Source organism: Knoellia terrae (assembly GCF_048606435.1).
GTDB lineage: Bacteria > Actinomycetota > Actinomycetes > Actinomycetales > Dermatophilaceae > Knoellia > Knoellia terrae.
In genome coordinates this window covers 240062-261675 of record NZ_JBMBWH010000005.1, presented here as the reverse complement: position 1 = coordinate 261675, position 21614 = coordinate 240062, and the positions used below count along the sequence as shown (strand labels likewise).

The 21614-nt window shown below is 72.3% G+C and carries 17 protein-coding genes; 12 read left to right on the top strand and 5 right to left on the bottom strand.

Annotation, left to right across the window (positions count from 1 at the left end):
* Positions 1-97: 97 nt before the first annotated feature.
* From ACOJV9_RS09575 to ACOJV9_RS09560, 4 genes are all read right to left on the bottom strand, one after another.
* Positions 98-340 (bottom strand): hypothetical protein, encoded by a 243-nt coding sequence (locus tag ACOJV9_RS09575; RefSeq protein ID WP_420184972.1) that lies wholly within the window; start codon positions 338-340, stop codon positions 98-100.
* 1486 nt (positions 341-1826) lie between these two features.
* Positions 1827-4133 carry a transglutaminase TgpA family protein gene (locus ACOJV9_RS09570; protein WP_420184971.1) on the bottom strand — a complete coding sequence of 769 codons (2307 nt, stop codon included), beginning with the start codon at positions 4131-4133 and terminating at the stop codon, positions 1827-1829.
* On the bottom strand, positions 4130-5392 hold the full coding sequence (locus ACOJV9_RS09565; RefSeq protein ID WP_420184970.1) for a DUF58 domain-containing protein: 1263 nt from the start codon (positions 5390-5392) through the stop codon (positions 4130-4132). Before ACOJV9_RS09565 ends, ACOJV9_RS09570 begins: the two co-directional genes overlap by 4 nt.
* 4 nt (positions 5393-5396) lie before the next feature.
* The gene (locus tag ACOJV9_RS09560) at positions 5397-6416 is read right to left on the bottom strand and encodes an AAA family ATPase (protein ID WP_420184969.1); all 1020 of its coding nucleotides are present in this window, start codon (positions 6414-6416) and stop codon (positions 5397-5399) included.
* A 352-nt stretch (positions 6417-6768) separates the two neighbouring features.
* Here ACOJV9_RS09560 and mraZ point away from each other — a divergent pair, with 352 nt between their 5' ends.
* The 3 genes from mraZ (at position 6769) to ftsL (ending at position 9124) form a co-directional block, all read left to right on the top strand.
* Positions 6769-7200, top strand: a complete 432-nt coding sequence (mraZ, locus tag ACOJV9_RS09555; RefSeq protein ID WP_420184979.1) for a division/cell wall cluster transcriptional repressor MraZ — start codon at positions 6769-6771, stop codon at positions 7198-7200.
* Between the two features lie 155 nt (positions 7201-7355).
* The gene (gene rsmH, locus ACOJV9_RS09550; RefSeq protein WP_420184968.1) at positions 7356-8336 is read left to right on the top strand and encodes a 16S rRNA (cytosine(1402)-N(4))-methyltransferase RsmH; all 981 of its coding nucleotides are present in this window, start codon (positions 7356-7358) and stop codon (positions 8334-8336) included.
* The gene (gene ftsL / locus ACOJV9_RS09545; RefSeq protein ID WP_420184967.1) at positions 8333-9124 is read left to right on the top strand and encodes a cell division protein FtsL; all 792 of its coding nucleotides are present in this window, start codon (positions 8333-8335) and stop codon (positions 9122-9124) included. The genes rsmH and ftsL overlap by 4 nt, the downstream gene beginning before the upstream one ends.
* Positions 9125-9248: 124 nt before the next feature.
* On the opposite strand, the gene ACOJV9_RS09540 is transcribed toward ftsL, so the two are convergent.
* Entirely contained in the window at positions 9249-9515 is a 267-nt protein-coding gene (locus ACOJV9_RS09540; RefSeq protein ID WP_420184966.1) for a hypothetical protein, read from the bottom strand.
* On the opposite strand from ACOJV9_RS09540, the gene ACOJV9_RS09535 reads away from it, so the two are divergent.
* From ACOJV9_RS09535 to ACOJV9_RS09495, 9 genes are read left to right on the top strand one after another with little or no spacing between them, the layout of a single operon-like run.
* Positions 9502-11307 carry a peptidoglycan D,D-transpeptidase FtsI family protein gene (locus ACOJV9_RS09535; protein WP_420184965.1) on the top strand — a complete coding sequence of 602 codons (1806 nt, stop codon included), beginning with the start codon at positions 9502-9504 and terminating at the stop codon, positions 11305-11307. The genes ACOJV9_RS09540 and ACOJV9_RS09535 overlap by 14 nt on opposite strands.
* Positions 11308-11318: 11 nt before the next feature.
* Positions 11319-12857 carry a UDP-N-acetylmuramoyl-L-alanyl-D-glutamate--2,6-diaminopimelate ligase gene (locus ACOJV9_RS09530; RefSeq protein WP_420184964.1) on the top strand — a complete coding sequence of 513 codons (1539 nt, stop codon included), beginning with the start codon at positions 11319-11321 and terminating at the stop codon, positions 12855-12857.
* Positions 12854-14305: a UDP-N-acetylmuramoyl-tripeptide--D-alanyl-D-alanine ligase gene (locus ACOJV9_RS09525; protein ID WP_420184963.1), complete on the top strand. Its 1452-nt coding sequence runs from the start codon at positions 12854-12856 to the stop codon at positions 14303-14305. Before ACOJV9_RS09530 ends, ACOJV9_RS09525 begins: the two co-directional genes overlap by 4 nt.
* The gene (gene mraY / locus ACOJV9_RS09520; RefSeq protein ID WP_420184962.1) at positions 14302-15384 is read left to right on the top strand and encodes a phospho-N-acetylmuramoyl-pentapeptide-transferase; all 1083 of its coding nucleotides are present in this window, start codon (positions 14302-14304) and stop codon (positions 15382-15384) included. The genes ACOJV9_RS09525 and mraY overlap by 4 nt, the downstream gene beginning before the upstream one ends.
* On the top strand, positions 15381-16862 hold the full coding sequence (gene murD / locus ACOJV9_RS09515) for a UDP-N-acetylmuramoyl-L-alanine--D-glutamate ligase (RefSeq protein WP_420184961.1): 1482 nt from the start codon (positions 15381-15383) through the stop codon (positions 16860-16862). Before mraY ends, murD begins: the two co-directional genes overlap by 4 nt.
* A 3-nt stretch (positions 16863-16865) precedes the next feature.
* Positions 16866-18116 (top strand): putative lipid II flippase FtsW, encoded by a 1251-nt coding sequence (gene ftsW, locus ACOJV9_RS09510; protein WP_420184960.1) that lies wholly within the window; start codon positions 16866-16868, stop codon positions 18114-18116.
* Positions 18110-19216 (top strand): undecaprenyldiphospho-muramoylpentapeptide beta-N-acetylglucosaminyltransferase, encoded by a 1107-nt coding sequence (murG, locus tag ACOJV9_RS09505; RefSeq protein ID WP_420184959.1) that lies wholly within the window; start codon positions 18110-18112, stop codon positions 19214-19216. The genes ftsW and murG overlap by 7 nt, the downstream gene beginning before the upstream one ends.
* A gap of 1 nt (position 19217) precedes the next feature.
* Entirely contained in the window at positions 19218-20675 is a 1458-nt protein-coding gene (gene murC / locus ACOJV9_RS09500) for a UDP-N-acetylmuramate--L-alanine ligase (protein ID WP_420184958.1), read from the top strand.
* A gap of 5 nt (positions 20676-20680) precedes the next feature.
* A complete protein-coding gene (locus ACOJV9_RS09495; protein ID WP_420184957.1) occupies positions 20681-21418 on the top strand; it encodes a cell division protein FtsQ/DivIB in 738 nt (245 codons plus the stop codon).
* Positions 21419-21614: the final 196 nt, after the last annotated feature.

The following is a 21614-nucleotide window of genomic DNA, read 5'->3' as shown; positions in this document are numbered from 1 at the left end:
ACCGTGGCTTCATCTTCATCACACCTCCAGATCGAGGTGTTTCCCTGACCGCTTGAACCGAAGGCACCTTCCTGTGCAGTAGGTGGCGCGAGAGGGGTCAGTCGCGGCGCAGGCGGCGCCACGCCTCGCGGGGCCACCGGACGACGGCGTCCCTGACGTCGTTCCACTGGCGCACCCCGTCGGCGGGGAAGAGGAAGGCTCTGGCCTGGTCGCTGCGCTGCCGGGCGGACAGCGCGGCGTGCCACACCGTGCGGGTGTCGTGGCTGACGTCGGGGATCTCGGCACGCGGTGGCGCGTAGCGGGCCCGCTCGATGGAAGGTTCACTAGGACACGCGTTCATCCTGCCGTTTCGTGGGTGGCCGAAACGCTTGACCGGTAGCGTGCCAGCCAACGGCTCCGAACACACGGAGGAGTGATGGTCTCAGACGACGCCCGAGGACTCGCAGCGAAGATGAACAACCATCCCGTTTACGTCGTGCTCAGTCTCATCGCGCTGATTTTGGGACTGATCGTTACAGTTCAGGCATTGGCGTCGTGGTGGGAGAGCCGCTCGCACCCTGAATATGTCGACGTGAAGGTCGTACGTACTTGTGGTGCCGCGGGTGCGGGCGACTGTGTTGTAACGGTCCGATCCCGGCCCTCACCCGATGGTGAACCGATTCAGGACGTGGCCGACGGAAAGTTCTTGACGGTTGTGTGTCAGCTGCAGGGGTCCTCCGTCAAAGCGACTGCACTGAAGCGCCCGACGACTGTATGGAGTCAAAGGAAAGAGGGCGGTTACGTGTCGAACGCGTACCTTGAAGGGATCGATCCCTTCAAGGTGACGACCCCATGCCCTGAGTGAGGGCTCACCCCGTCGTGAGGCGCACTGCGTTGTACGGAGCGTGGTCGGTCGGCACTGAACGAGGCGATAGAGGCTGGGTAATCGACTGCTGTCGCGTACGAAGACGGCTACGACGTAGTGGCAGCGTCTTCCGAGAAGTCTCCGCGCAGCCGTGCCGGGGGCTGGTCTGAAACAGGCCGGCGCGTGTACAGCAGCAGTCAGTGCCTCCGCTCACAATGGGTGCATGAGCGTCGCCGCCCTTCCCCGCGTCGACGGTCGGCCACCGCAACGAGGCGCTTGCCGCAGCCCGCCGGACCCGCGCTGTTGAACTGCGCTGCCCAGGGCTAGACGTACAAGAGGCGATCGCCCGAAGAAGTCGCCTACGCCAGCCGCGCCACGGTGTAGCCATAGTTCACAAGGCCCTCGCTGTGCAGGAGGCCCGCGAGACAGAGAACTTGAGAAACTTGGAGACGGAGCGCCTTGACCAGCTTCAGGCCGGTCTTTGGAGCAGGGCCATGGCAGGGGATGTGGCCGCGGTCTCCGAGGTGCGACGGATCGTCGAGGCGAGGGTGAGACTGCTCGGCTTGGCCGCAATGCAGGCCAGCCCTGCGAACGGGGAGGAGCGGGGCTGCTCCACGGTTGTCTGCTCGTGCGCGTCAGGGGCCGGTCATTCGAGCGCGGACCTAGGGAATGCATGAGGGTCTCTGTTGCAGCCCTTGTGTTGCGTAGCTCTCGACGCAGCACGCTCGCCTCTAGACCGTCTCTCTTCTCTCGGCGGCCGAAATCGTAGTCCGCGCCAGTGATCGCGGAGTCAACCGTTCGACGCAGCCCTGCGCCTGCTCGTTCGGCATACTCGGGACCGGGTACTCCTTGTCGCGTCGCTGGCCCAGCGGCCAACTGCCCTCACGGCATACGTGCGTTTTGGGGCACTTGCCCCACCACCTACTGCACAGGAAGCGGTGCGGTCACGCACCTTCCTGTGCAGTAGGTGGCGCGGGAGGGGTCAGTCGCGGCGCAGGCGGCGCCACGCGTCGCGGGGCCACCGGACGACGGCGTCCCTGACGTCGTTCCACTGGCGCACCCCGTCGGCGGGGAAGAGGAAGGCTCTGGCCTGGTCGCTGCGCTGCCGGGCGGACAGCGCGGCGTGCCACACCGTGCGGGTGTCGTGGCTGACGTCGGGGATCTCGGCACGCGGTGGCGCGTAGCGGGCCCGCTCGACGGTGGCGACGATGCGCCCCATCGCCTCCTTGGGCTCCCCGGACAGGATCGCGTCCTGGGTGAGCCGCGTGCCCGCCTGCCGTGGGGTGCTGCCCGGCGGTGGGGCGATGCCGATGTCTCCGAGGCGGGAGATCAACGAGGCCCAGTCGGCCTCGACCCGTTCGGCGTCGTCGCGCGCGTCGAGACGCAGCCGGCGCCGCCGCACCCATGCCCCCACCGGGAGCAGGAGCAGGGCGAGCCCGACGACCAGCGCCGTGACGAGAGTGAGGGCGTTGTCACTGAGCCAGCCGAGCGGCCCGGTGCTGGGCAGCTCACCGGTCGCCTCGGCGCCGAGGTCGCTGTCCGGGCGTTCGCTGAGGGACGGCGCCGGGATGTTGGTCGAGGCAGAGGCCGATGCCGTCGCCGACGGCCCGACCTCGGTCGGGATGAGGCTGTAGGCCGGCGCCGCACCCGCCTGGCCGCCGGGGGTGGGCTCGAAGCGGGTCCAGCCGAGCTCGGGGAACCACAGCTCCGGCCAGGCATGGGCGTCGGCGGCGCGCACCGTGTAGGAGCCGGTGCTGAAGGTGCCGGGGAGAAAGCCGATCGCCATGCGCGCCGGGATGCCCTTGAGGCGGGCCGCCATGATGAACGCCGTGGCGAACTGCACGCAGTAGCCGGTGCGCGACACGAGGAAGTTCGACAGTGGATCCGACATCATGACCCGGCCGGACACCGGGTCGGTGGGCGTCGGCAGCTGGAGCGAGTAGGTGTACTGGCTGCTGCGGAAGTGCGCCTGGAGCAGGCGCGCGGTCTCCAACGGCGTCGCGTCGTCGGGCACCACCGTGTCGACGAGCTCGCTCAGGCGCTCGTTCGCCTCCTCGTCGTCGCTGTAGACGCCCTCCTGCCAGCCCGGCGGCCGGTCCCCGTCACGGTTGAAGTCGGCGTCCTCGGGCGCCAGCTGGGTGTAGGTGGCGGAGTACTCCTCGAGCGTGGTGTCGGTCTCGTACCCGCCGACGAAGCTGCGCCGCAGCGTGGTCTCGCCGAGGTCGGCGGACCTCAGCGGTGAGGGGAGGGCGATCTGCGGAGCGCGGAGCCGGTTCTCCTGCACCTCGATCGTCACGTCGGTGGCGGGGACATCGGGGTCGGCCACGCGCCGCTCGGTGTTGCCGGTGAGGAACCGGTTGGCCTGGAAGCGCGTCTCCCACTCGCCGCCTCGGTAGTCCGTGAGGATCCCGACACGCAGGGGGTCCGGGGTGCTCGTCGTCGTCGTGTAGGTGATGACGGGTGCCTGGGACTGGTTCTCGAGCGAGCGGCGCAGGTCGACGGTCGAGTTGAGGCTGACCGCACCACCACCGCGCGAGCCGTCGGCCCGGCCGAGCCCGTCGGCGAGGAACGTCGTGGGCAGGTGCGGAACCACCATGGGCAGGACCACCGCGAGTGCGAGCGCGCTCACGCCGAGCAGGCGTGCGGTCCCCGCCACGCCCAGCACCGGGTCGGGCCCCTCCCCGTCGCCGGAGCGGGGGACCGCGGTGCCCCAGCGGCGCACGCTGCCGATGCCCTGCATCGCCAGCAGGGCCAGCCAGCAGGCCACCGGGAGGACGAAGTACCGCCAGGAGAGCCCGTCGCCGGAGTTCGTGGCGGAAACGAGGTATGCCGTGAGCAGGCCGAGGCCGGCCAGTGCCGGAGCGCGCAGGGTCACCCCCACGGCGTCGACGAAGAGGGCGGTGACCCCGACGAGGATGGTGATCGCGACGACCACCCCGCGGTCGGTGGGCACCGGGACGGAGAACGTCAGCACCGACTGCTGCGCCTCGTAGAGCAGGATGCCGAGCGACCTCACCGTGTCGGGCTCCGGCAGGATGCCGTAGTACAGGTGCCCCTGGCCGTGGAGCCACGACACGACGAGGAAGCCGGCGAGGACCTGACCGAGGATCACGGCCCACGCGCCCACGGCCACGGAGCGCAGGGCCACACCGACGACCGCGAGGGTGGCGATGACGACCACGCTCGGTCGGATCCACGTGTTGGCGTCGAAGAGGGTGAGGAGGGGCAGGGCGACCGCGAAGCTCGCGAGGGCGGCGAGCAGGGTCTCGATCGGCCGGGAGCGGTTCATCGCGCACCCACGAGCGTGCGGGAGCCGGCGACCGTGCCCCAGGCGTCGGCGACGTCGAGGTCGGGCACGACCGTCGTGACCGACCACCCGGCAGCGGCGAGGGCGGCCGTGGTGGCGCGCGGGTCGAGGTCCCCGGAGGGAGCGCGCATCCCGCGACCGAACCCCTCGGGGTCGATGACGAAGGCCAGGCCCGGACCGCCGGGCTGGCGCAGGGACGACAAAGCCCGTGCCGAGTCGTCGTCGAGCGCCCCCACGATGGCGACCACCAGCCCGCCCTGGGCGGTCGCGCCGCTCGCGGCGTGCAGCATGCCGTTGATGCCGCTCTCGTCGTTGGCGACCGTGCGGGCCAGGGTCTCGAGCGCGGGGTCGAGCTCGGAGTCCTCGCGCACGCCGGACTCCTGCCCGGGGTCGACGGTGAGCAGGTGCACGGCGAAGCCGGTCTCCAGCAGGTGGGTGACGGCCGAGGCGGCCAGGGTGACGGCCCACTCGAGCGAGCCGCTCGGTCCCTTGCCCCCGTGGGAGCGGGCGCGGGTGTCGAGCAGCAGCGTGGCCCGGCGCTTCGCCGGGCGGTCCTCCTGGCGCACCATGAGCTCACCGGTGCGCGCCGTGGCCGGCCAGTGGATGCGCCGGAGGTCGTCGCCGTCGCGGTACTCGCGGATCGACTGGTCGTCCTCACCATGGAGGGCGATGCGGTGGGGGACCGACCCCTCGGCGCCGAGACCGCGGCCCAGGGCTCGGCCGTTGGCCAGGCCCACCACGCGCGGGAGCACGAGGAGCTCGTCGTGGCTGCTGATCGAGGTGTGGCGCAGGGTGAGCCCGAACGGGTCCTGCACCCGGACCCCGAGCGGCCCGAGCCGGTGGGCGCCGCGCGAGTGGGCGCGGACGGCATACTCCACGTGGGTGCAGGCTCCGCTCGGCAGGGCGGGGACGACGAAGCGCGGCCGGTCGCCCAGCGAGTAGTCGAGGTGCTCCTCGGCGAGCAGCATCGGTGCGCGCGCGGTCGCCGGGTTCGTGATCCTCACCTGGACGACGGCCGGTTCGTCGATGGTGATGCGGGAGGGGTGGGCCTCGCGCTCGACGACGAGCGAGAGGTCGTGTCGACGGCCCAGGAGGCCGGCGAGGACGGGCAGGGCGCACAGGGCGGTGCCGATGCGGCTGAGGTCGTGCTGGCCGAGGGCCAGCCCGGCGAGGACGAGGACCAGCCCCGACGCGAGGAACGCCGCACCTCGCGTCGTCAGGGACTCGCGGAAGCGTCGCATCGGCTCAGCGCGTCGGCGCGGGCACGCGCACGCGCTGGAGCAGGTCGGTGAGGACGTCGGCCGCCGAGCGGTGCGCCAGCTGGCTCTCGCCGGTGAGCATGAGCCGGTGGGCGAGGACCGGGACGGTCATGGACTGCACGTCGTCGGGCAGGACGTGGTCGCGGCCGGCCAGCGCGGCGTGGGCACGACTGGCGCGCAGCAGGTGCAGGCTCGCGCGCGGTGACGCACCCAGGCGCAGCGCCGAGCTCGTGCGGGTCGCCTGGGTGACGTCGACGACGTACTGCTTGAGGGCCTGCGAGGCGTGGACGCGACGCACGGCGTCGATCATCTGGGTCACGGTGGCGGCGTCGGTGACCGCCCGGAGGTCGTCGAGCGGGGAGTGCGAGCCGTGCTGGTCGAGCATGTCGACCTCGCTGCGCGCCGAGGGGTAGCCCATCGAGATGCGCGCCATGAACCGGTCGCGCTGCGCCTCGGGCAGCGGGTAGGTGCCCTCCATCTCGATGGGGTTCTGCGTCGCCAGCACCATGAAGGGGCGGGGGAGCGCGTAGGTCGTGCCGTCGACGGTGACCTGCGCCTCCTCCATGGACTCGAGCAGCGCCGACTGCGTCTTCGGCGAGGCCCGGTTGATCTCGTCGCCGACGACGACGTTGGCGAAGATCGCGCCCGGCCGGAACTCGAAGTCGCGGACGTCCTGGTTGTAGACGCTCACGCCGGTGATGTCGCTCGGCAGCAGGTCGGGGGTGAACTGGACGCGCCGGACCGACGCGTCGATGCAGCGGCCGAGGGTCTTGGCGAGCATGGTCTTGCCGACGCCCGGGACGTCCTCGATGAGCAGGTGACCCTCGGCGAGCAGCGCCGTGACCGCGGTGCGAACCGCGCCGGGCTTGCCCTCGATGACCGAGTTCATGGCCGACTGCAGGGAGCTGGCGACCTGGAAGACCTGGTCGAGCGCGGCTCCGGGGGGCGTCGAGCGGTCGACCCGCCGCTGGTCGTGGGCCTGGTCGACCTCGTCGTGTGCGGGCACGGCGTCTCCTGGTGGCTGGCACCCCGGGCCCTGCGCCGACGGGGCTTTCGATCTTCCCCCACATTCCTCCACCTGGGTAGCCGCTGTCGCCCGCTTTCGCGGTTCACAGCGAACGTGCAGGTCCGTCGCAGGTGCCACACACCCGGCCCACCGGCGTATGCCGTGCCGCCGAGCAGGGACGTCGCGCCGGGCGGCCAACGACGCCCCACTTTGCACCACCGCTGCTGACCTGCGAAAAAGGGGTGTCGCAGGCTTCATAACGACTTGATTTCGGTGCTCTGTGGAGTAAAGTGGGGGAAACCGGAGAGAAGTGTCGCCTCCGGGGGTCGAGTCGGATGGGGAGGTGAGCACGGTGTTCCTCGGGACGCACACCCCTCGCCTCGACGACAAGGGCCGGCTCTTCCTGCCCGCGAAGTTCCGCGAGCGACTCTCGACCGGTCTCGTCGTCACCCGCGGGCAGGAGCGCTGCCTCTACGTCTTCCCCATGGACGAGTTCCTCAAGGTGACGCAGCAGATGCAGGCCGCCCCCACGACCAACCGCGCCGTCCGCGACTACATCCGCGTCTTCCTCTCGGGCGCCAGCGACGAGATCCCCGACAAGCAGGGACGGGTCACCGTGCCGGCGCACCTGCGCCAGTACGCCGGGCTCACCCGCGACTGCACCGTCATCGGCACCGGCTCCCGCGTCGAGGTGTGGGACACCGACGCCTGGAACGAGTACCTCGCGAGCACCGAGCAGGCCTACTCCGAGCAGTCCGAGGAGGTCATCCCCGGACTCATGTGACACCCCGGCTCCCGGCCTCCAGCCGACCGGCCTCCCGACACGACTTCCCCCGTGCCGGGCACCGGACGGATGGGGACCAGGAGCCGGGGTCCACCACCGCAGGGACGACCACCACACCGCACACGACCACGCACCACCACACGAGGAGCCGACACATGGAGTCACGGGGAGCCGCCGAACAGCGGCACGTTCCCGTCCTCCGCGACCGCATCGTCGACCTCCTGGCCCCGGCCCTGTCCGCACCGGGGTCCGTCCTCGTCGACGGCACCCTCGGCATGGGGGGCCACGCCGAGGCCGTCCTCGAGCGCTGCCCCGAGGCGACCGTCCTCGGCATCGACCGCGACGAGGAGGCGCTCGCGCTGGCGGGGGAGCGGCTGGCCCGCTTCGGCGACCGCTTCCGCGGCGTGCACGCCGTCTACGACGAGATCGCCGACGTCGTCGCCGACGCCGGCCTCGAGAGCGTCCAGGGCGTGCTCTTCGACCTCGGTGTCTCCTCGCTCCAGCTCGACGAGGCCGACCGCGGTTTCGCCTACGCGCAGGACGCACCGCTGGACATGCGGATGGACCAGTCGGCCGGGATCACGGCGGCCGAGGTCCTCAACACCTACGCCCCGGGCGAGCTCGTCCGCATCCTGCGCGACTTCGGCGAGGAGCGCTTCGCCAAGCGCGTCGTCTCCGCGATCGTCCGCGAGCGGGAGGTCGAGCCGTTCACCCGCTCCGCCCGCCTCGTCGAGCTGCTGCGTGACGCGGTCCCCGCCGCGTCGCAGCGCACCGGCGGGCACCCGGCGAAGCGGACCTTCCAGGCCCTGCGCATCGAGGTCAACGACGAGCTGGGCGCCTGGCAGCGCGCGGTCGTCGCCGCCATCGACGTGCTCGCCGTCGAGGGCCGCATCGCCGTGCTGTCCTACCACTCGCTCGAGGACCGCATCACCAAGCGGGCCCTCGCCGCGGGAGCCACCTCGACCACCCCTCCCGGTATGCCGGTCGAGCTCCCCGAGCACGCGGCATACCTCCGCCTGCTGACGCGGGGCGCTGAAGAGGCACCTGCGTCCGAGCAGGCCGCCAACCCCCGATCCGCGTCGGCTCGACTGCGGGTCGCCGAACGTACTCGTCCCACGAAGGGAACCCGGCGATGACCCAGACCGCCACCGCCCGTCCGCTCCAGCGGTCTGCGTCGCGCCCCACCCGACCGCAGCCGCTGCGGGTCGTGCGCGAGCAGCAGCTCCACGGACAGCCCGGCTTCGTCGCCGCCTGCCTCGCGCTGCTCGTCGCCGGGCTCATCGGCGTGCTCATGCTCAACACCGCCATGGCCAAGGGCTCGTTCGTCCTGGGCGACCTGCAGGACACCTCGAACGAGCTGGCCGACGCCGAGGAGGCGCTCAGCCACGCCATCAACGCGCAGGGTGCCGCGCCGGCCCTCGCCCAGCGCGCGATCGACATGGGCATGGTCCCGGCCGAGACCGCCGCCTTCCTTCGCCTCAGTGACGGCAGGGTCCTCGGCGTGGCAACCGGGGCTGCGGCGCAGAAGGAATTTAAGGTGGCGACACAGGGCAGCTCGACCGCTGCCGCGTCCACGCCGGCAGCCGTGCCGCAGACGACGGTCAGGACGGAGGGCGACGTGACCACCACGACCGTCTCGACCGTGAAGGGGGACACCATCGAGGTCACGAAGACGAGCGTCGACGCCCGCACCGGGGCGACGAGCACGACGACCTCGACCCGACCGGCGCCCGCCACGCCCTCACGTGCCGCGTCTCCCGCTCCCTCCGGCTCCACCGCGGCCGACGCCCGCACACCCGCGCCCCAGTCCTCCGCCTCTGCGGCGGCGAGCCCTCGCGCCGGCGCCACGCCGTCGGCCACCCCCTCTCGCACGCCGAACGCGGCGAGCCCCTCGCCCAGCCCGACCTCGACCACCGCGCCGTGACCCCCCGGACGCCGCCTCCTCCGCGCGGCCGTGAACCGCGACGACCGGCCGCTCCCCAGGGTCGCCCGGCGGGGTCGCGTCCCACGACCCCGCGTGCGGCGGCCGGACGCCCGGTCAAGCGTCGTCAGCCTCCGGCGGCGGGAGCGGTCCGCTCCGCGAGCCCGCGCTCGGCGTCCCCGCGCTCGGCGTCCCCGCGCTCGGCGTCCCCGCGCTCGGCGTCTGCGCGCGCCGCGACGACCCGGGCGACGCCGGCCGGCGCCAAGCCCCGCGCCAAGGCCCGCCCGGCCACGCCCCGGAAGTCGGGAGGCACCGGTCCGCCGCGGCGTCCCCCGACGCGCAGCCCGGCCGCGCACCACCCGGGCAACCCGCGGCGCCGGATGCGCGGCCTCACCGTCGCCGTCCTCTTCGTCTTCAGCATCTTCGCGGCCCAGCTGCTCCGCATCCAGGGCTTCGACTCGTCGGCCGTGGCCGCGGAGGCCCTGGAGCAGCGCACCGAGAAGGTCGTCATCCCCGCGCTGCGCGGCAAGATCACCTCCGCCGACGGTGTCGTGCTCGCCTCGAGCCGGGCCCGCGAGACCGTCGTCGCCGACCCGACGGCGGTCTGCACCTACCAGCAGAAGAACAAGAAGACCTGCGACCCCGCCACGGCGGGCGACGCCGTGGACGCCGCGGCGGCCGCACTGGCCCCGCTGCTGGGCCGGAGCGCGGCCGACCTCCGGCCGGTCCTCACCCGCACCGGCCGCTACCAGGTGCTCGACCGCAGGGTCAGCCCCCTGACGTGGCGCAAGATCGCCAAGCTGGGCATCCCCGGCATCTACAAGGACTCCGCCGAGGCGGTGCCCGAGCGCGTCTACCCACAGGGCCCGGCGTCCGCCTCGCTCGTCGGCTACGTCATGAACGACGGTGAGGCCGGTGGTGGCCTCGAGTCGATGATGGACAAGGCACTCAAGGGCAAGGCCGGCTACTCGGTGTTCGAGAAGGCGCCGGACGGCTCCAAGATCCCCGGCGGGCGCCAGGGAGGTGTCAGGGCGGTCGACGGCGAGGACGTGACCCTCACGGTGAACTCCAACATCCAGTGGTACGCCCAGAACGCCCTCGCGCAGCGCATGTCCGAGATGGGCGCGCAGTCGGGGACGGCCGTGGTGATGAACGCCAAGAGCGGCAAGGTGCTGGCGCTGGCGTCGTACCCGACCTTCGACCCCAACGACATCGGCCGGGCCAAGGGCAGCCTCGTCAACAAGGCGGTCAGCGACGTCTTCGAGCCGGGGTCGACGGCCAAGGTCATGACGATCGCGGCCGCCCTCGAGGACAAGAAGGTCACGCCCGACCAGCCGGTGATCATCCCCAACCGCATGCAGCGCTTCGACGCCTCCTTCAAGGACAGCCACGACCACCCCACCCTCTACCGGACGGTGGCGGGCACGCTCGCCGAGTCGAGCAACATCGGGACGATCCTCGTCGGCGAGACCCTCGAGCCGAAGCGCCTCGAGGAGTACTACCGCAAGTTCGGCCTCGGGTCGAAGTCCGGCATGGGCTTCCCGGGCGAGTCCAAGGGACTGCTCGCGCCCGCCGACAAGTGGAGCGGCACCCAGCGGTCCACGGTGATGTTCGGGCAGGGCCTGTCGGTCACCGCGATCCAGGCAGCCTCGGTCTTCCAGACGATCGCCAACGGCGGGATGCGGATGACGCCGACCCTCGTCGAGGGCACCACCCATGCCGACGGGACGATCGAGAAGACCCCCACCGCGCCGGGGACCCGCGTCGTGTCGACCGACACGGCGACCAAGGTCAACGCGATGCTCGAGGGCGTGGTCTCCAAGGAGGGCACGGCGCCTCAGGCCCAGATCCCGGGCTACCGCGTCGCGGGCAAGACCGGCACCGCCGACTTCTACGACGCCAAGCTGGGCCGCTACAGCGGCAAGACCGCCAGCTTCATCGGCTACGCCCCGGCCGACGACCCCGAGCTTGTGGTCGCGGTGATCCTCCAGCGCCCCAGCGCCAGCATCTACGGCGGCACCGTGGCCGGCCCGGTCTTCCAGGACGTCATGACCTACGCCCTGCAGGAGCTCAAGGTGCCGCCGACCGGGACGACCAAGGCAGCCATCACGTTGTCGGTCGACCCCGAGGTGGCACAGAGCGACCCGAACACACTGCGGGACAAGCCGCGCGGCAGCGGCAAGTAGTCTGACTGGTCGTGTCCGCACCCCGACCCACCTCCCGTGACAGCTCGAGCATCCGTGACCTCGCGCTGCTCGCCGGCGCATCCGTCCACGACCTGGAGGATGCCGGCAGCGTCACCGGGGTGACCCTCGACTCGCGTGCCGTCCGGCCCGGAGACCTGTATGCCGCCCTGCCGGGTGCCCGTGCCCACGGAGCCGACTTCGCGGCCCAGGCAGCCGTGGCGGGAGCCGCAGCGGTGCTCACCGACCGAGCCGGTCTCGAGCGGATGCGCGAGCAGGGACTCGCCCTGCCGGCGATCGTCGTCGAGGACCCGCGGGCGGTGCTCGGGGCCGTCGCCGCACAGGTCTACGACACCACCGACCAAGGGCTCACCCTGGTGGGGATCACGGGCACCAACGGCAAGACCACGACGGCATACCTCGTCGCCAGCGCACTCGAGGTGCTCGGACACCGGACCGGGCTCATCGGCACCGTCGAGACCCGTATTGGCGACGAGCGCATCAAGAGCGTGCGCACCACCCCCGAGGCGAGCGACCTGCACGCCATCCTCGCGGTGATGGAGGAGCGCGACACCGACACCTGCGTCATGGAGGTGTCGAGCCACGCCCTGAGCCAGCACCGGGTCGACGGCGTCGTCTACGACCTCGCGCTGTTCACGAACCTCTCGCAGGACCACCTCGACTTCCACGCCGACATGGAGGACTACTTCTCCGCCAAGGCGCAGCTGTTCACGCCGCTGCGCTCGCAGCGCGCCCTCGTCTGCGTCGACGACGTGTGGGGTCGTCGCCTCACCGAGCAGTCGGGCGTCCCGGTCACCACGCTGACGACGGTGCCCGGCCAGCCGGCGGACTGGGTCGTCAGCGTGGACGCCGACGACCCGTCGCGGTTCAGGCTGCAGGGGCGTGACCTCGAGCTGGACCTCCGCTCGGCCCTGCCCGGCGACTTCAACGTCGCCAACACGGCCATGGCTGCCGTGGCCCTGCTGCTGCTCGGCGAGGAGACCGACGCGGTGAGCCGCGCGATCCTCACCGACCCGCACGTCCCCGGGCGCATGGAGAAGGTCAGCCCCACCGTCGGGGGCGCCGAGGAGGACCTCCTCGCGGTCGTCGACTACGCCCACACGCCCGACGCGGTCGAGGCCGCCCTCGCGGCGCTGCGGCCCACGACCCGGGGCCGGCTCGTCGTCGTGCTGGGGGCGGGGGGCGACCGCGACCGTGGCAAGCGCCACGGCATGGGCCGGGCCGCGGCAGGCCTGGCCGACGTCGTCGTCGTCACCGACGACAACCCCCGCAGCGAGGACCCTGCCACGATCCGCGCCGCCGTCATCGAGGGCGCGCGGTCGGTCGACTCGCACGCCGAGCTCGTCGAGATCGACGGACGCGCCCGGGCGATCCGCGAGGGGGTCCGGCTCGCCCGTGAGGGGGGACCCGGCTCGGTGGTCGCCGTCGTCGGCAAGGGGCACGAGACCGGCCAGGAGGTCGCCGGGGTGACCCACCCGTTCGACGACCGCGACGAGCTGCAGGCTGCGCTCGACGGGGCGGTGACCGCGTGATCGCCCTCTCGCTGGCCGAGATCGCCGCGCTCACCGGCGGCACGATCTCCCCGCGTGCAGCCTCAGGCTCCCGTTCACCCTCAGCCCCCGCAGGCGAGGTCGTCGTCACCGGCGCCGTCGTCACCGACTCGCGCGAGGCCGGGCCGGGCAGCCTCTACGTCGCCCGGATCGGTGAGTCGACGGACGGCCACCGCTTCGTCGGGGGAGCCCGTGACCTCGGTGCCGTCGCCGCGCTCACGAGCCGGCCGGTCGACGAGCTGCCCTGCGTCGTGGTCGACGACGTCCAGGAGGCCTTCGTCGCGATCTCGCGCGCCGTCCTCGACCGCGCCACCGACCTCACCGTCATCGGGATCACCGGCTCGTCCGGCAAGACGAGCACCAAGGACCTGCTGGGCACCGTCCTGTCCGCGGCGGCACCGACGATCGCCCCGGTGGGCTCCTACAACTCCGAGGTCGGGGTGCCGCTCACCGTCACCCGGGTCACCGACGACACCCGCTTCCTCGTGGTCGAGATGGGTGCCCGCGGCGTCGGACACATCGCCTACCTCACCCGGATCGCCCCTCCGCGCATCGGCGTCGTCCTCAACGTCGGCACCGCGCACGTCGGTGAGTTCGGCTCGCGCGAGGCGATCGGGCGGGCCAAGGCCGAGCTCGTGCGGGCGCTGCCCGCCGACGGTGTCGCCGTCCTCAACGCCGACGACCCGGTGGTGCGGTCCATGGCCGCCCGGACCGAGGCCAGGGTCGTCCTCGTCGGCGAGGCGGCCGACGCGGCCGTGCGCGCCGCGGACGTCACCGTGGGGCCCGACGGCCGGGCCCGGTTCCGCGCCCTCACCCCGCAGGGCGAGACGACGATCTCGTTGCGGCTCGTGGGCCGCCACCACGTGGGCAACGCCCTGGCCGTCCTCGCCGTCGCCCTCGAGTGCGGCATACCGCTGGAGCAGGCGAGCCGGTCCGTCGCCGAGGCGGACGTCGTCAGCCGCTGGCGGATGGAGGTCACCGAGCGACCCGACGGTGTCACCGTCGTCAACGACGCCTACAACGCCAACCCGGACTCGATGCGCGCCGCCCTCGCGGCGCTGCAGTCGATGGGGGAGGGACGGCGCACCTGGGCCGTGCTGGGATCGATGCTCGAGCTCGGTGACGAGTCCGCGCAGGACCACGCCGACATCGGCGCCGAGGCGCAGCGGCGAGGGGTCGACGAGCTCGTCGTCGTCGGCGAGACCGCCCGTCCCATGGCCGACGTCCCGCCGGTCGGCGGGACCCGGGTCCGGTGGGTGGCCGACGCCGCGGCCGCCGAGGCGCTGCTGCGGGCGGAAGTCGCCGCGCCCGACGTCGTGTTGTTCAAGTCCAGCCGCGACGCCGGGCTACGGTGGCTCGGAGACAGGCTGACCGCCGACCCGCCCACCGACCGCACGACCGACCCCGACCACCAGGAGGCCCGCCGGTGAAGGCCGTGCTCGTTGCCGCGGTGGTCAGTCTCGTCGTCGCCCTGTTCGGCACCCCGATGTTCATCAAGTGGCTCGTCAAGCAGGGCTACGGACAGTTCATCCGGGACGACGGCCCGACCTCGCACCACACCAAGCGCGGCACCCCGACCATGGGCGGAGCCGTCATCGTCGCGGCCACGCTCGCCGCCTACGGCATGGCGCACCTCGTCTTCTGGTCGACGCCCAGCTGGAGCGGTGTGCTCGTGCTCTTCCTCATGGCCGGCCTGGGGCTCGTGGGCTTCCTCGACGACTACATCAAGATCAGCAAGCAGCGCAGCCTCGGGCTGAGGTCCAAGGAGAAGCTCTTCGGGCAGACGCTGGTCGCGACGATCTTCGCGATCCTCGCCCTCAACTTCCCCAGCGACTCCGGTCGCACGCCCGCCTCGACCAAGATCTCGTTCGTCCGCGACACCAACCTCGACCTCGCGTTCGCGGGGACGATCGTCGGCGTCCTGCTCTTCGTCCTCTTCGCCAACGTCATCATCGCGGGCACGAGCAACGGCGTGAACCTCACCGACGGCCTCGACGGCCTGGCGACCGGGGCGTCGGTCATGACGTTCGCGGCCTACGTGCTCATCGGCATCTGGCAGTTCAACCAGAACTGCCAGACCAACCCCGGCATCAAGTGCTACGAGGTGCGCGACCCGCTCGACATCGCCATCGTCGCGGCGTCCGTGATGGGGGCGTGCTTCGGCTTCCTGTGGTGGAACGGCTCTCCCGCCAAGATCTTCATGGGCGACACCGGCTCGCTGGCTCTCGGCGGCGCGCTGGCCGGCCTGGCCATCGTCACCCGCACCGAGTTCCTCGTCGTCATCCTCGGCGGCCTCTTCGTCACCATCACCCTGTCGGTGATCATCCAGGTGGCGTCGTTCAAGTCGACGGGCAGGCGCGTCTTCCGGATGGCGCCGCTGCAGCACCACTTCGAGCTCCTCGGGTGGCAGGAGGTCACGATCGTCATCCGGTTCTGGATCATCGCCGGCCTCTTCGTGGCCCTCGGGCTCGGCATCTTCTACGCCGAGTGGGTCGTGGGCGCGGTATGAGCAGCGACCGTCTCGACGGCCTCACGCACCGCGAGGCCGACTGGGCCGGGCTCCGCGTCCTCGTGGCCGGCCTGGGTGTCAGCGGGTTCGCGGCCGCCGACGCGCTCCTCGAGCGCGGGGCGCACGTCGTCGTCGTCGACGGCTCGTCCGCGGAATCCACGCCCGAGATGGCCGAGCGGGCCCGCATCCTCGAGATCCTCGACGCCGAGCTGCGCTTCGGTTCCGACCACGTGTCCCGTATGCCGTCCGACCCCCTCGACCTCGTCGTCACCTCCCCGGGGTGGGCACCGACCCAGCCGCTGCTCGCGGACGCGGCAGAGGCCGGGGTCCCGATCTGGGGCGAGGTCGAGCTGGCCTGGCGGATGCGGCCGCTCGAGGGCGCCGCACCGTGGATCACCGTCACCGGCACCAACGGCAAGACGACGACGGTCCAGATGCTCACCGCGATCCTCCGGGCCAACGGCGAGCGGGCGATCAGCGCCGGCAACGTCGGCACGCCGATCCTCGAGGCGGTGATGGACCCGCAGCCCTTCGACGCCATCGCCGTCGAGCTGTCGAGCTTCCAGCTGCACTGGTCGAGCTCGATCCGTCCGCAGGCCTCCGCCGTGCTCAACGTCGCGCCCGACCACGTCGACTGGCACGGGGACTACGACGCCTATGTGGCCGCCAAGGGCAAGGTCTACGAGGGCACCGAGATCGCCTGCGTCTACAACGTCGACGACCCGCAGACCGAGGCCCTCGTCGAGGAGGCCGACGTGCAGGAGGGCTGCCGGGCGATCGGCTTCACCCTCGGCACCCCGGCGCCCTCCATGCTCGGCGTGGTCGGGGAGGTCCTCGCCGACCGGGCGTTCGTCGAGCAGCGGCGGCACGCCGCCGCCGAGCTCGCCACGCTCGAGGACCTGCGGGGCGACGCCCCCGACGTGGCGCCGCACCTCGTCGCCAACGCCCTGGCCGCCGCGGCGCTGGCCCGCGCCCACGGCGTCGAGCCGGCGGCCGTCCGGGCAGGCCTGCGCGACTTCCGGCCCGAACCCCACCGCATCGCGCACGTCGCCACGCTGGGGGAGGTCCGCTTCGTCGACGACTCCAAGGCCACCAACCCGCACGCGGCCGCAGCCTCGCTCGCGGCATACGAGCACGTCGTCTGGGTCGCCGGCGGTCTGCTCAAGGGCGCCGACGTCGACGACCTCGTGCGTTCGGCCGCACCCCGCCTGCGTGGTGTCGTGCTCCTCGGGCGCGACCGGGCGACGATCGCCGAGGCGCTCGCCCGACACGCGCCCGATGTCCCCGTGGTCGACGTCGAGGACACCGAGACTGGGGCCATGGATCGTGTCGTCTCCGAGGCCGCGTCGCTCGCCCAGCCGGGCGACGTCGTGCTGCTCGCGCCGGCCGCTGCGTCCATGGACATGTTCGTCAACTACGGCACACGCGGAGATGCCTTCGCGGAGGCGGTGCTCCGCCGCGCTGCCCCGGGGGAGTAGCCAGTGAGCAGCACGACCCGCCCGGTCAAGGGGGAGCGCAGCACCGCGTTCGTCCCCGAGTGGCTGGAGCGACTGGACCGTCCGGTGACGACGTACTACGTCCTCGTCGGTGTCACCACCGTCCTCGTGGGCTTCGGGCTCATCATGGTGCTCTCGGCCTCGGCCGTGACCTCCCTGAACGAGACCGACTCGGGGTCGGCGTACTCGATCTTCTTCAGCCAGCTGCAGTTCGCCGTCATCGGCTCGATCGCGCTGCTCGTCGCCTCACGGCTCTCCGTGGCGACGTGGAAGAAGCTCGCCCTGCCGCTGCTCGTCGTCGCCCTCACCCTCCAGCTGCTCGTCTTCACCCCGCTCGGCATCGACGTCCAGGGCAACCGCAACTGGCTCGACTTCAAGGTGATCACGATGCAGCCCTCGGAGCTGCTCAAGGTGGCGCTGGCGCTGAGCGGCGGGCTCGTGCTCTCGGCCAAGCGCAAGCAGCTCGGGCGGCTCGGTCACGCCGTCGTGCCCTACGTCTTCCCGATCGCCGTCGTCGCCATCGGACTCGTGCTGCTCGGTCACGACCTCGGCACGGCCCTGGTCATGTCCGCCATCGTCGGCGGGGTCCTCTACACGGCGGGGGTGCCCGGTCGCTGGTTCGCCCTGGCGGCCGCCGGCGGCGCCGCCGTCGCCATGGCCTTCGTCGTCACGAGCCCCAACCGGCTCGGCCGCTTCGACGTCTGGCTGGGGCGCGACACCGACCCCACCGGCATCGCCCGCCAGCCGATCCACGGCCGCTACGCCCTTGCCGACGGCGGCTGGACCGGGCTCGGCCTCGGCGGCTCCCGCGAGAAGTGGCAGTGGCTGTCCGAGCCGCACAACGACTTCATCTTCGCCATCATCGGCGAGGAGCTCGGCCTGCCCGGCACGATCATGGTGCTCGTGCTGTTCGTCGTCCTCGCCCTGGCCTGCTACCGGCTCGTCATGCGCAGCTCCGACTTCTTCGTCCGGATCGCCACGGCCGGCATCATGAGCTGGATCGTGGTGCAGGCGATGATCAACGTCGGCGCGGTGATCGGCCTGCTGCCGGTCATCGGCGTGCCGCTGCCGTTCGTCTCGTCCGGTGGGTCCTCGCTCGTCACGACGATGCTCGCGCTGGGCATCCTGCTCTCCTTCGCGCGCTCGGAGCCCGGCTGCGCCACGGCGCTGGCCGCGAGGCCCTCGCTCGTGCGCCGCTCATTCGCCGTCCTCCCGTCGAAGCGGTCGCGATGGTGAGCGGGTCCGGTCGCGTCGGGTCCGTCGTCCTCGCCGGTGGGGGCACGGCCGGCCACGTGTCGCCGCTGCTCGCCCTGGCCGACTGCCTGCGACGCCGCGAGCCCGACGTGCGCATCGTCGCGCTGGGCACCGAGGAGGGGCTCGAGGCACGCCTCGTCCCCGCGCGCGGCTACGACCTCGCGGTCGTGCCCAAGGTCCCCATGCCGCGACGCCCCTCGGCGGCCCTGCTGCGCCTCCCGACCTCGCTGCGCCGTGCGGTGGACGCCGCCGACGACGCGATCGCCTCCGCCGACGCGAAGGTCGTCGTCGGGTTCGGCGGCTACGTCTCCACGCCGGCCTACCTCGCGGCCCGCCGGCGCGGCATCCCCGTCGTCATCCACGAGCAGAACGCCCGCCCGGGGCTGGCCAACCGGCTCGGCTCGCGCTTCGCGGCGCACGTGGCGGTGACGTTCCCCGGCACCCCGCTGCGCGGTGCCACCGTGACCGGTATGCCGTTGCGTCGCGAGATCGCGCTGCTCGACCGCCCGGGCCGACGAGCCGAGGCGCTGGCCCACTTCGGTCTCGACCCCCAGTGGCCGACCGTCCTCGTGACCGGCGGGTCCCTCGGCGCGCAGCGGATCAACGACGCGTTCCGTGCGGCCGCCGCGACGCTGCGCACCGAAGGGGTGCAGGTGCTGCACGTCACCGGCGCCGGCAAGGACTTCACGGTGGACGACGACGACGCGGGGGCGCCCTACGTCGTCGTGCCGTACGCCGACCGGATGGAGCTCGCCTACGCGGCGGCCGACATCGTCGTCGCGCGCTCGGGAGCCAACACGGTCTGCGAGCTGACCGCGGTCGGGCTCCCCGCGGCATACGTCCCCCTCCCGGTCGGCAACGGCGAGCAGCGCCTCAACGCGCAGGCCGTCGTCGACGCCGGTGGCGGGCTCCTCGTCGAGGACGCCGACCTCACGCCCGGTTGGGTCGAGAGCACCCTGGTCCCCCTGCTCCGCGACGCCTCCGCCCTGGCCGAGATGGCGCGGGTCGCGGCCTCCGTGGGGGAGCGCGACGGCGACGAGCTGCTCGCCGACCTCGTGGTCGACGCCGCCGGGAAGGGCTGACGTGACGAGCCGCAACGCCCGGTTCGACTTCTCCGCCGAGGTCCCCGGGCTCGAGACGCTGGGCCGTGTCCACTTCATCGCCATCGGCGGCTCCGGCATGTCCGCCGTCGCCCGGGTCATGCTCGCCCGAGGTGTCGAGGTCAGCGGCTCCGACGGCCGGGACAGCCCGGTGCTCGAGACACTGCGCGAGCTCGGGGGGCGCGTGGTCGTCGGCCACGACGCGGCGAACGTCGCCGGGGCCGACACGGTCGTGATCTCGTCCGCGATCGCGGAGAGCAACGTCGAGCTCGCGGCCGCGCGCGAGGCCGGCTGCCTCGTGCTCCACCGTGCCCAGGGTCTGGCTGCGACGATGACGGACTCCCGCCCGGCGGCGGTGGCCGGCGCCAACGGCAAGACGACGACGACCTCGATGCTCACCGTCGCGCTCCAGGCCGCCGGACTGGACCCGTCGTTCGCCTCCGGCGGCGAGCTCACCGGGCAGGGCACCAATGCCGCCTGGACCGGCAGCGGGATCTTCGTCGTCGAGGCCGACGAGAGCGACGGCTCCTTCCTCGTCTACCGCCCCGAGGTGGCGGTCGTCACCAACGTCCAGCCCGACCACCTCGACTTCTACGGCACCTTCGCAGAGGTCGAGGCGGCGTATGCCGAGTTCGCCGGGTCGCTCCGCTCCGGTGGCCTGCTCGTCGCCTGCGCCGACGACGACGGCTCACGGCGCCTGGCGACGGTTGCTGCGGGGGCCGGCGCCCGGGTGCTGACCTACGGCTTCGACGAGGCAGCGGACCTGCGCCTGGGCGAGCACCGCGCGGACGACGAGGGCATCGGCACGACGACCACGCTGCACGTGCCGACCGGGGGGAGCGTGACGATGCGCCTGGCGACGCCGGGGCGGCACAACGCCCTCAACGCGGCGGCCGCCTACCTCGCAGCCGCCGACGGCTTCGGAGCCGACCCGCAGCTCGTCCTCGAGGGTCTTGCCGGCTTCGACGGGGCCCGGCGACGGTTCGAGGTCCGCGGCGAGGTCGGGGGCGTGACGGTCGTCGACGACTACGCCCACAACCCGGGCAAGGTGGCGGCCGTGGTCGCCACCGCCGCGGACATCGCGACCCGCCGCGGCGGTCGCCTGCACGTGGCCTTCCAGCCGCACCTGTACTCGCGGACCCGCGACTTCGCCGAGGGCTTCGCTGCCGGTCTGGCGCCGGCCGACACGGTGGTCCTCCTCGACGTCTACGGTGCCCGCGAGCAGCCCATGGAGGGCATCACGAGCGAGCTGGTCGCCGGCCCGCTGCGCGAGCTCCCGGGGGAGCGGCGCGTGAGCGTCGGTGGCACCTTCGCGGAGGCGGCGGACGCGCTGGCCGCAGCGGCGACCGAGGGTGACCTCGTGCTCACCGTGGGCGCCGGCGACGTCACCGAGCTCGCGAGCCTGGTCCTCGCCTCGCTGCGTCCCGGGGAGGAGAGGTGAGCGGGGTGGGGGTCTCGAACCGGCGGTTCGCCGCTGCCGACCCGCGCTTCCGGGAGCGGGCGCTGGAGCGGCGTCGCCGTCCGTGGCGACGTGCCCTGTGGATGCTCGCGTCGCTCGCCCTCGTGGCGGGGCTCGTCTGGCTGACCTTCTGGAGCCCGGTCCTCGCCGTCCGCTCGGTCGAGGTCTCCGGGGTGACCGGCGCCGACCGGACGGCCGTCGCCGGACTCGTGGGCGTGGACCGGGGGACACCGCTCGCGCGCGTCGACCTCGACGCCGTCGAGCAGCGCGTGCGGACGCGCAAGACCATCGCCGAGGTCTCCGTCGAGCGGGGGTGGCCCTCCACGCTGCGGGTGCGGACCGTGTCGCGACAGCCCGCCCTCGTGCTCAAGAACCCTCAGGGTCAACTTGAGGTCGTGGATTCCACGGGGATCTCGTACGACGTCGTCACGGTGCCACCCGCAGGGATCCCGGTGGTCACCGCCGCCTCGAGCGAAGGCACGACCAAGGAGGCCCTCGAGGCCGCCCTGTCGGTCGTCAGCACCCTGCCGCCGGCCTTGGCCAGGCAGGTCAGTGCCATCCGGGTGAGCACCGCCAACCTCGTCTCCTTCACCCTCGGTGGGGTCGAGGTCGTCTGGGGCGGCGCGGACGCCGCCGAGCGCAAGCTGCGGATCCTCCAGGCGCTGCTGCCGACCAAGGCGAAGGTCATCGACGTCAGCGCTCCCGAGACGCCGGTCACCCGCTGACCCGCTCAGGGCACCAGCTTGTGCTCCCCATGGGCGAACCCTGGGGGTCCGGAGGGTTCGGATCCCTCCGGACCCCGCACCTTCGCCCATGGGGAGCGAAAGGTGAGGTCGAGGGTGAGGGGCTGGTGGGGGCGGTGTGACGGATGAGGCTGCGCTGGGACAGAATCGCCCGGACATGCGGCGACACGCCCACCGC

Excerpts from the sequence above, each read along its gene's own strand:
- ACOJV9_RS09575 (WP_420184972.1), bottom strand. The coding sequence starts at position 340 with ATGAACGCGTGTCCTAGTGAACCTTCCATCGAGCGGGCCCGCTACGCG.
- ACOJV9_RS09570 (WP_420184971.1), bottom strand. The coding sequence starts at position 4,133 with ATGAACCGCTCCCGGCCGATCGAGACCCTGCTCGCCGCCCTCGCGAGC.
- ACOJV9_RS09565 (WP_420184970.1), bottom strand. The coding sequence starts at position 5,392 with ATGCGACGCTTCCGCGAGTCCCTGACGACGCGAGGTGCGGCGTTCCTC.
- rsmH (WP_420184968.1), top strand. The coding sequence starts at position 7,356 with ATGGAGTCACGGGGAGCCGCCGAACAGCGGCACGTTCCCGTCCTCCGC.
- ftsL (WP_420184967.1), top strand. The coding sequence starts at position 8,333 with ATGACCCAGACCGCCACCGCCCGTCCGCTCCAGCGGTCTGCGTCGCGC.
- ACOJV9_RS09535 (WP_420184965.1), top strand. The coding sequence starts at position 9,502 with ATGCGCGGCCTCACCGTCGCCGTCCTCTTCGTCTTCAGCATCTTCGCG.
- murD (WP_420184961.1), top strand. The coding sequence starts at position 15,381 with ATGAGCAGCGACCGTCTCGACGGCCTCACGCACCGCGAGGCCGACTGG.
- murG (WP_420184959.1), top strand. The coding sequence starts at position 18,110 with ATGGTGAGCGGGTCCGGTCGCGTCGGGTCCGTCGTCCTCGCCGGTGGG.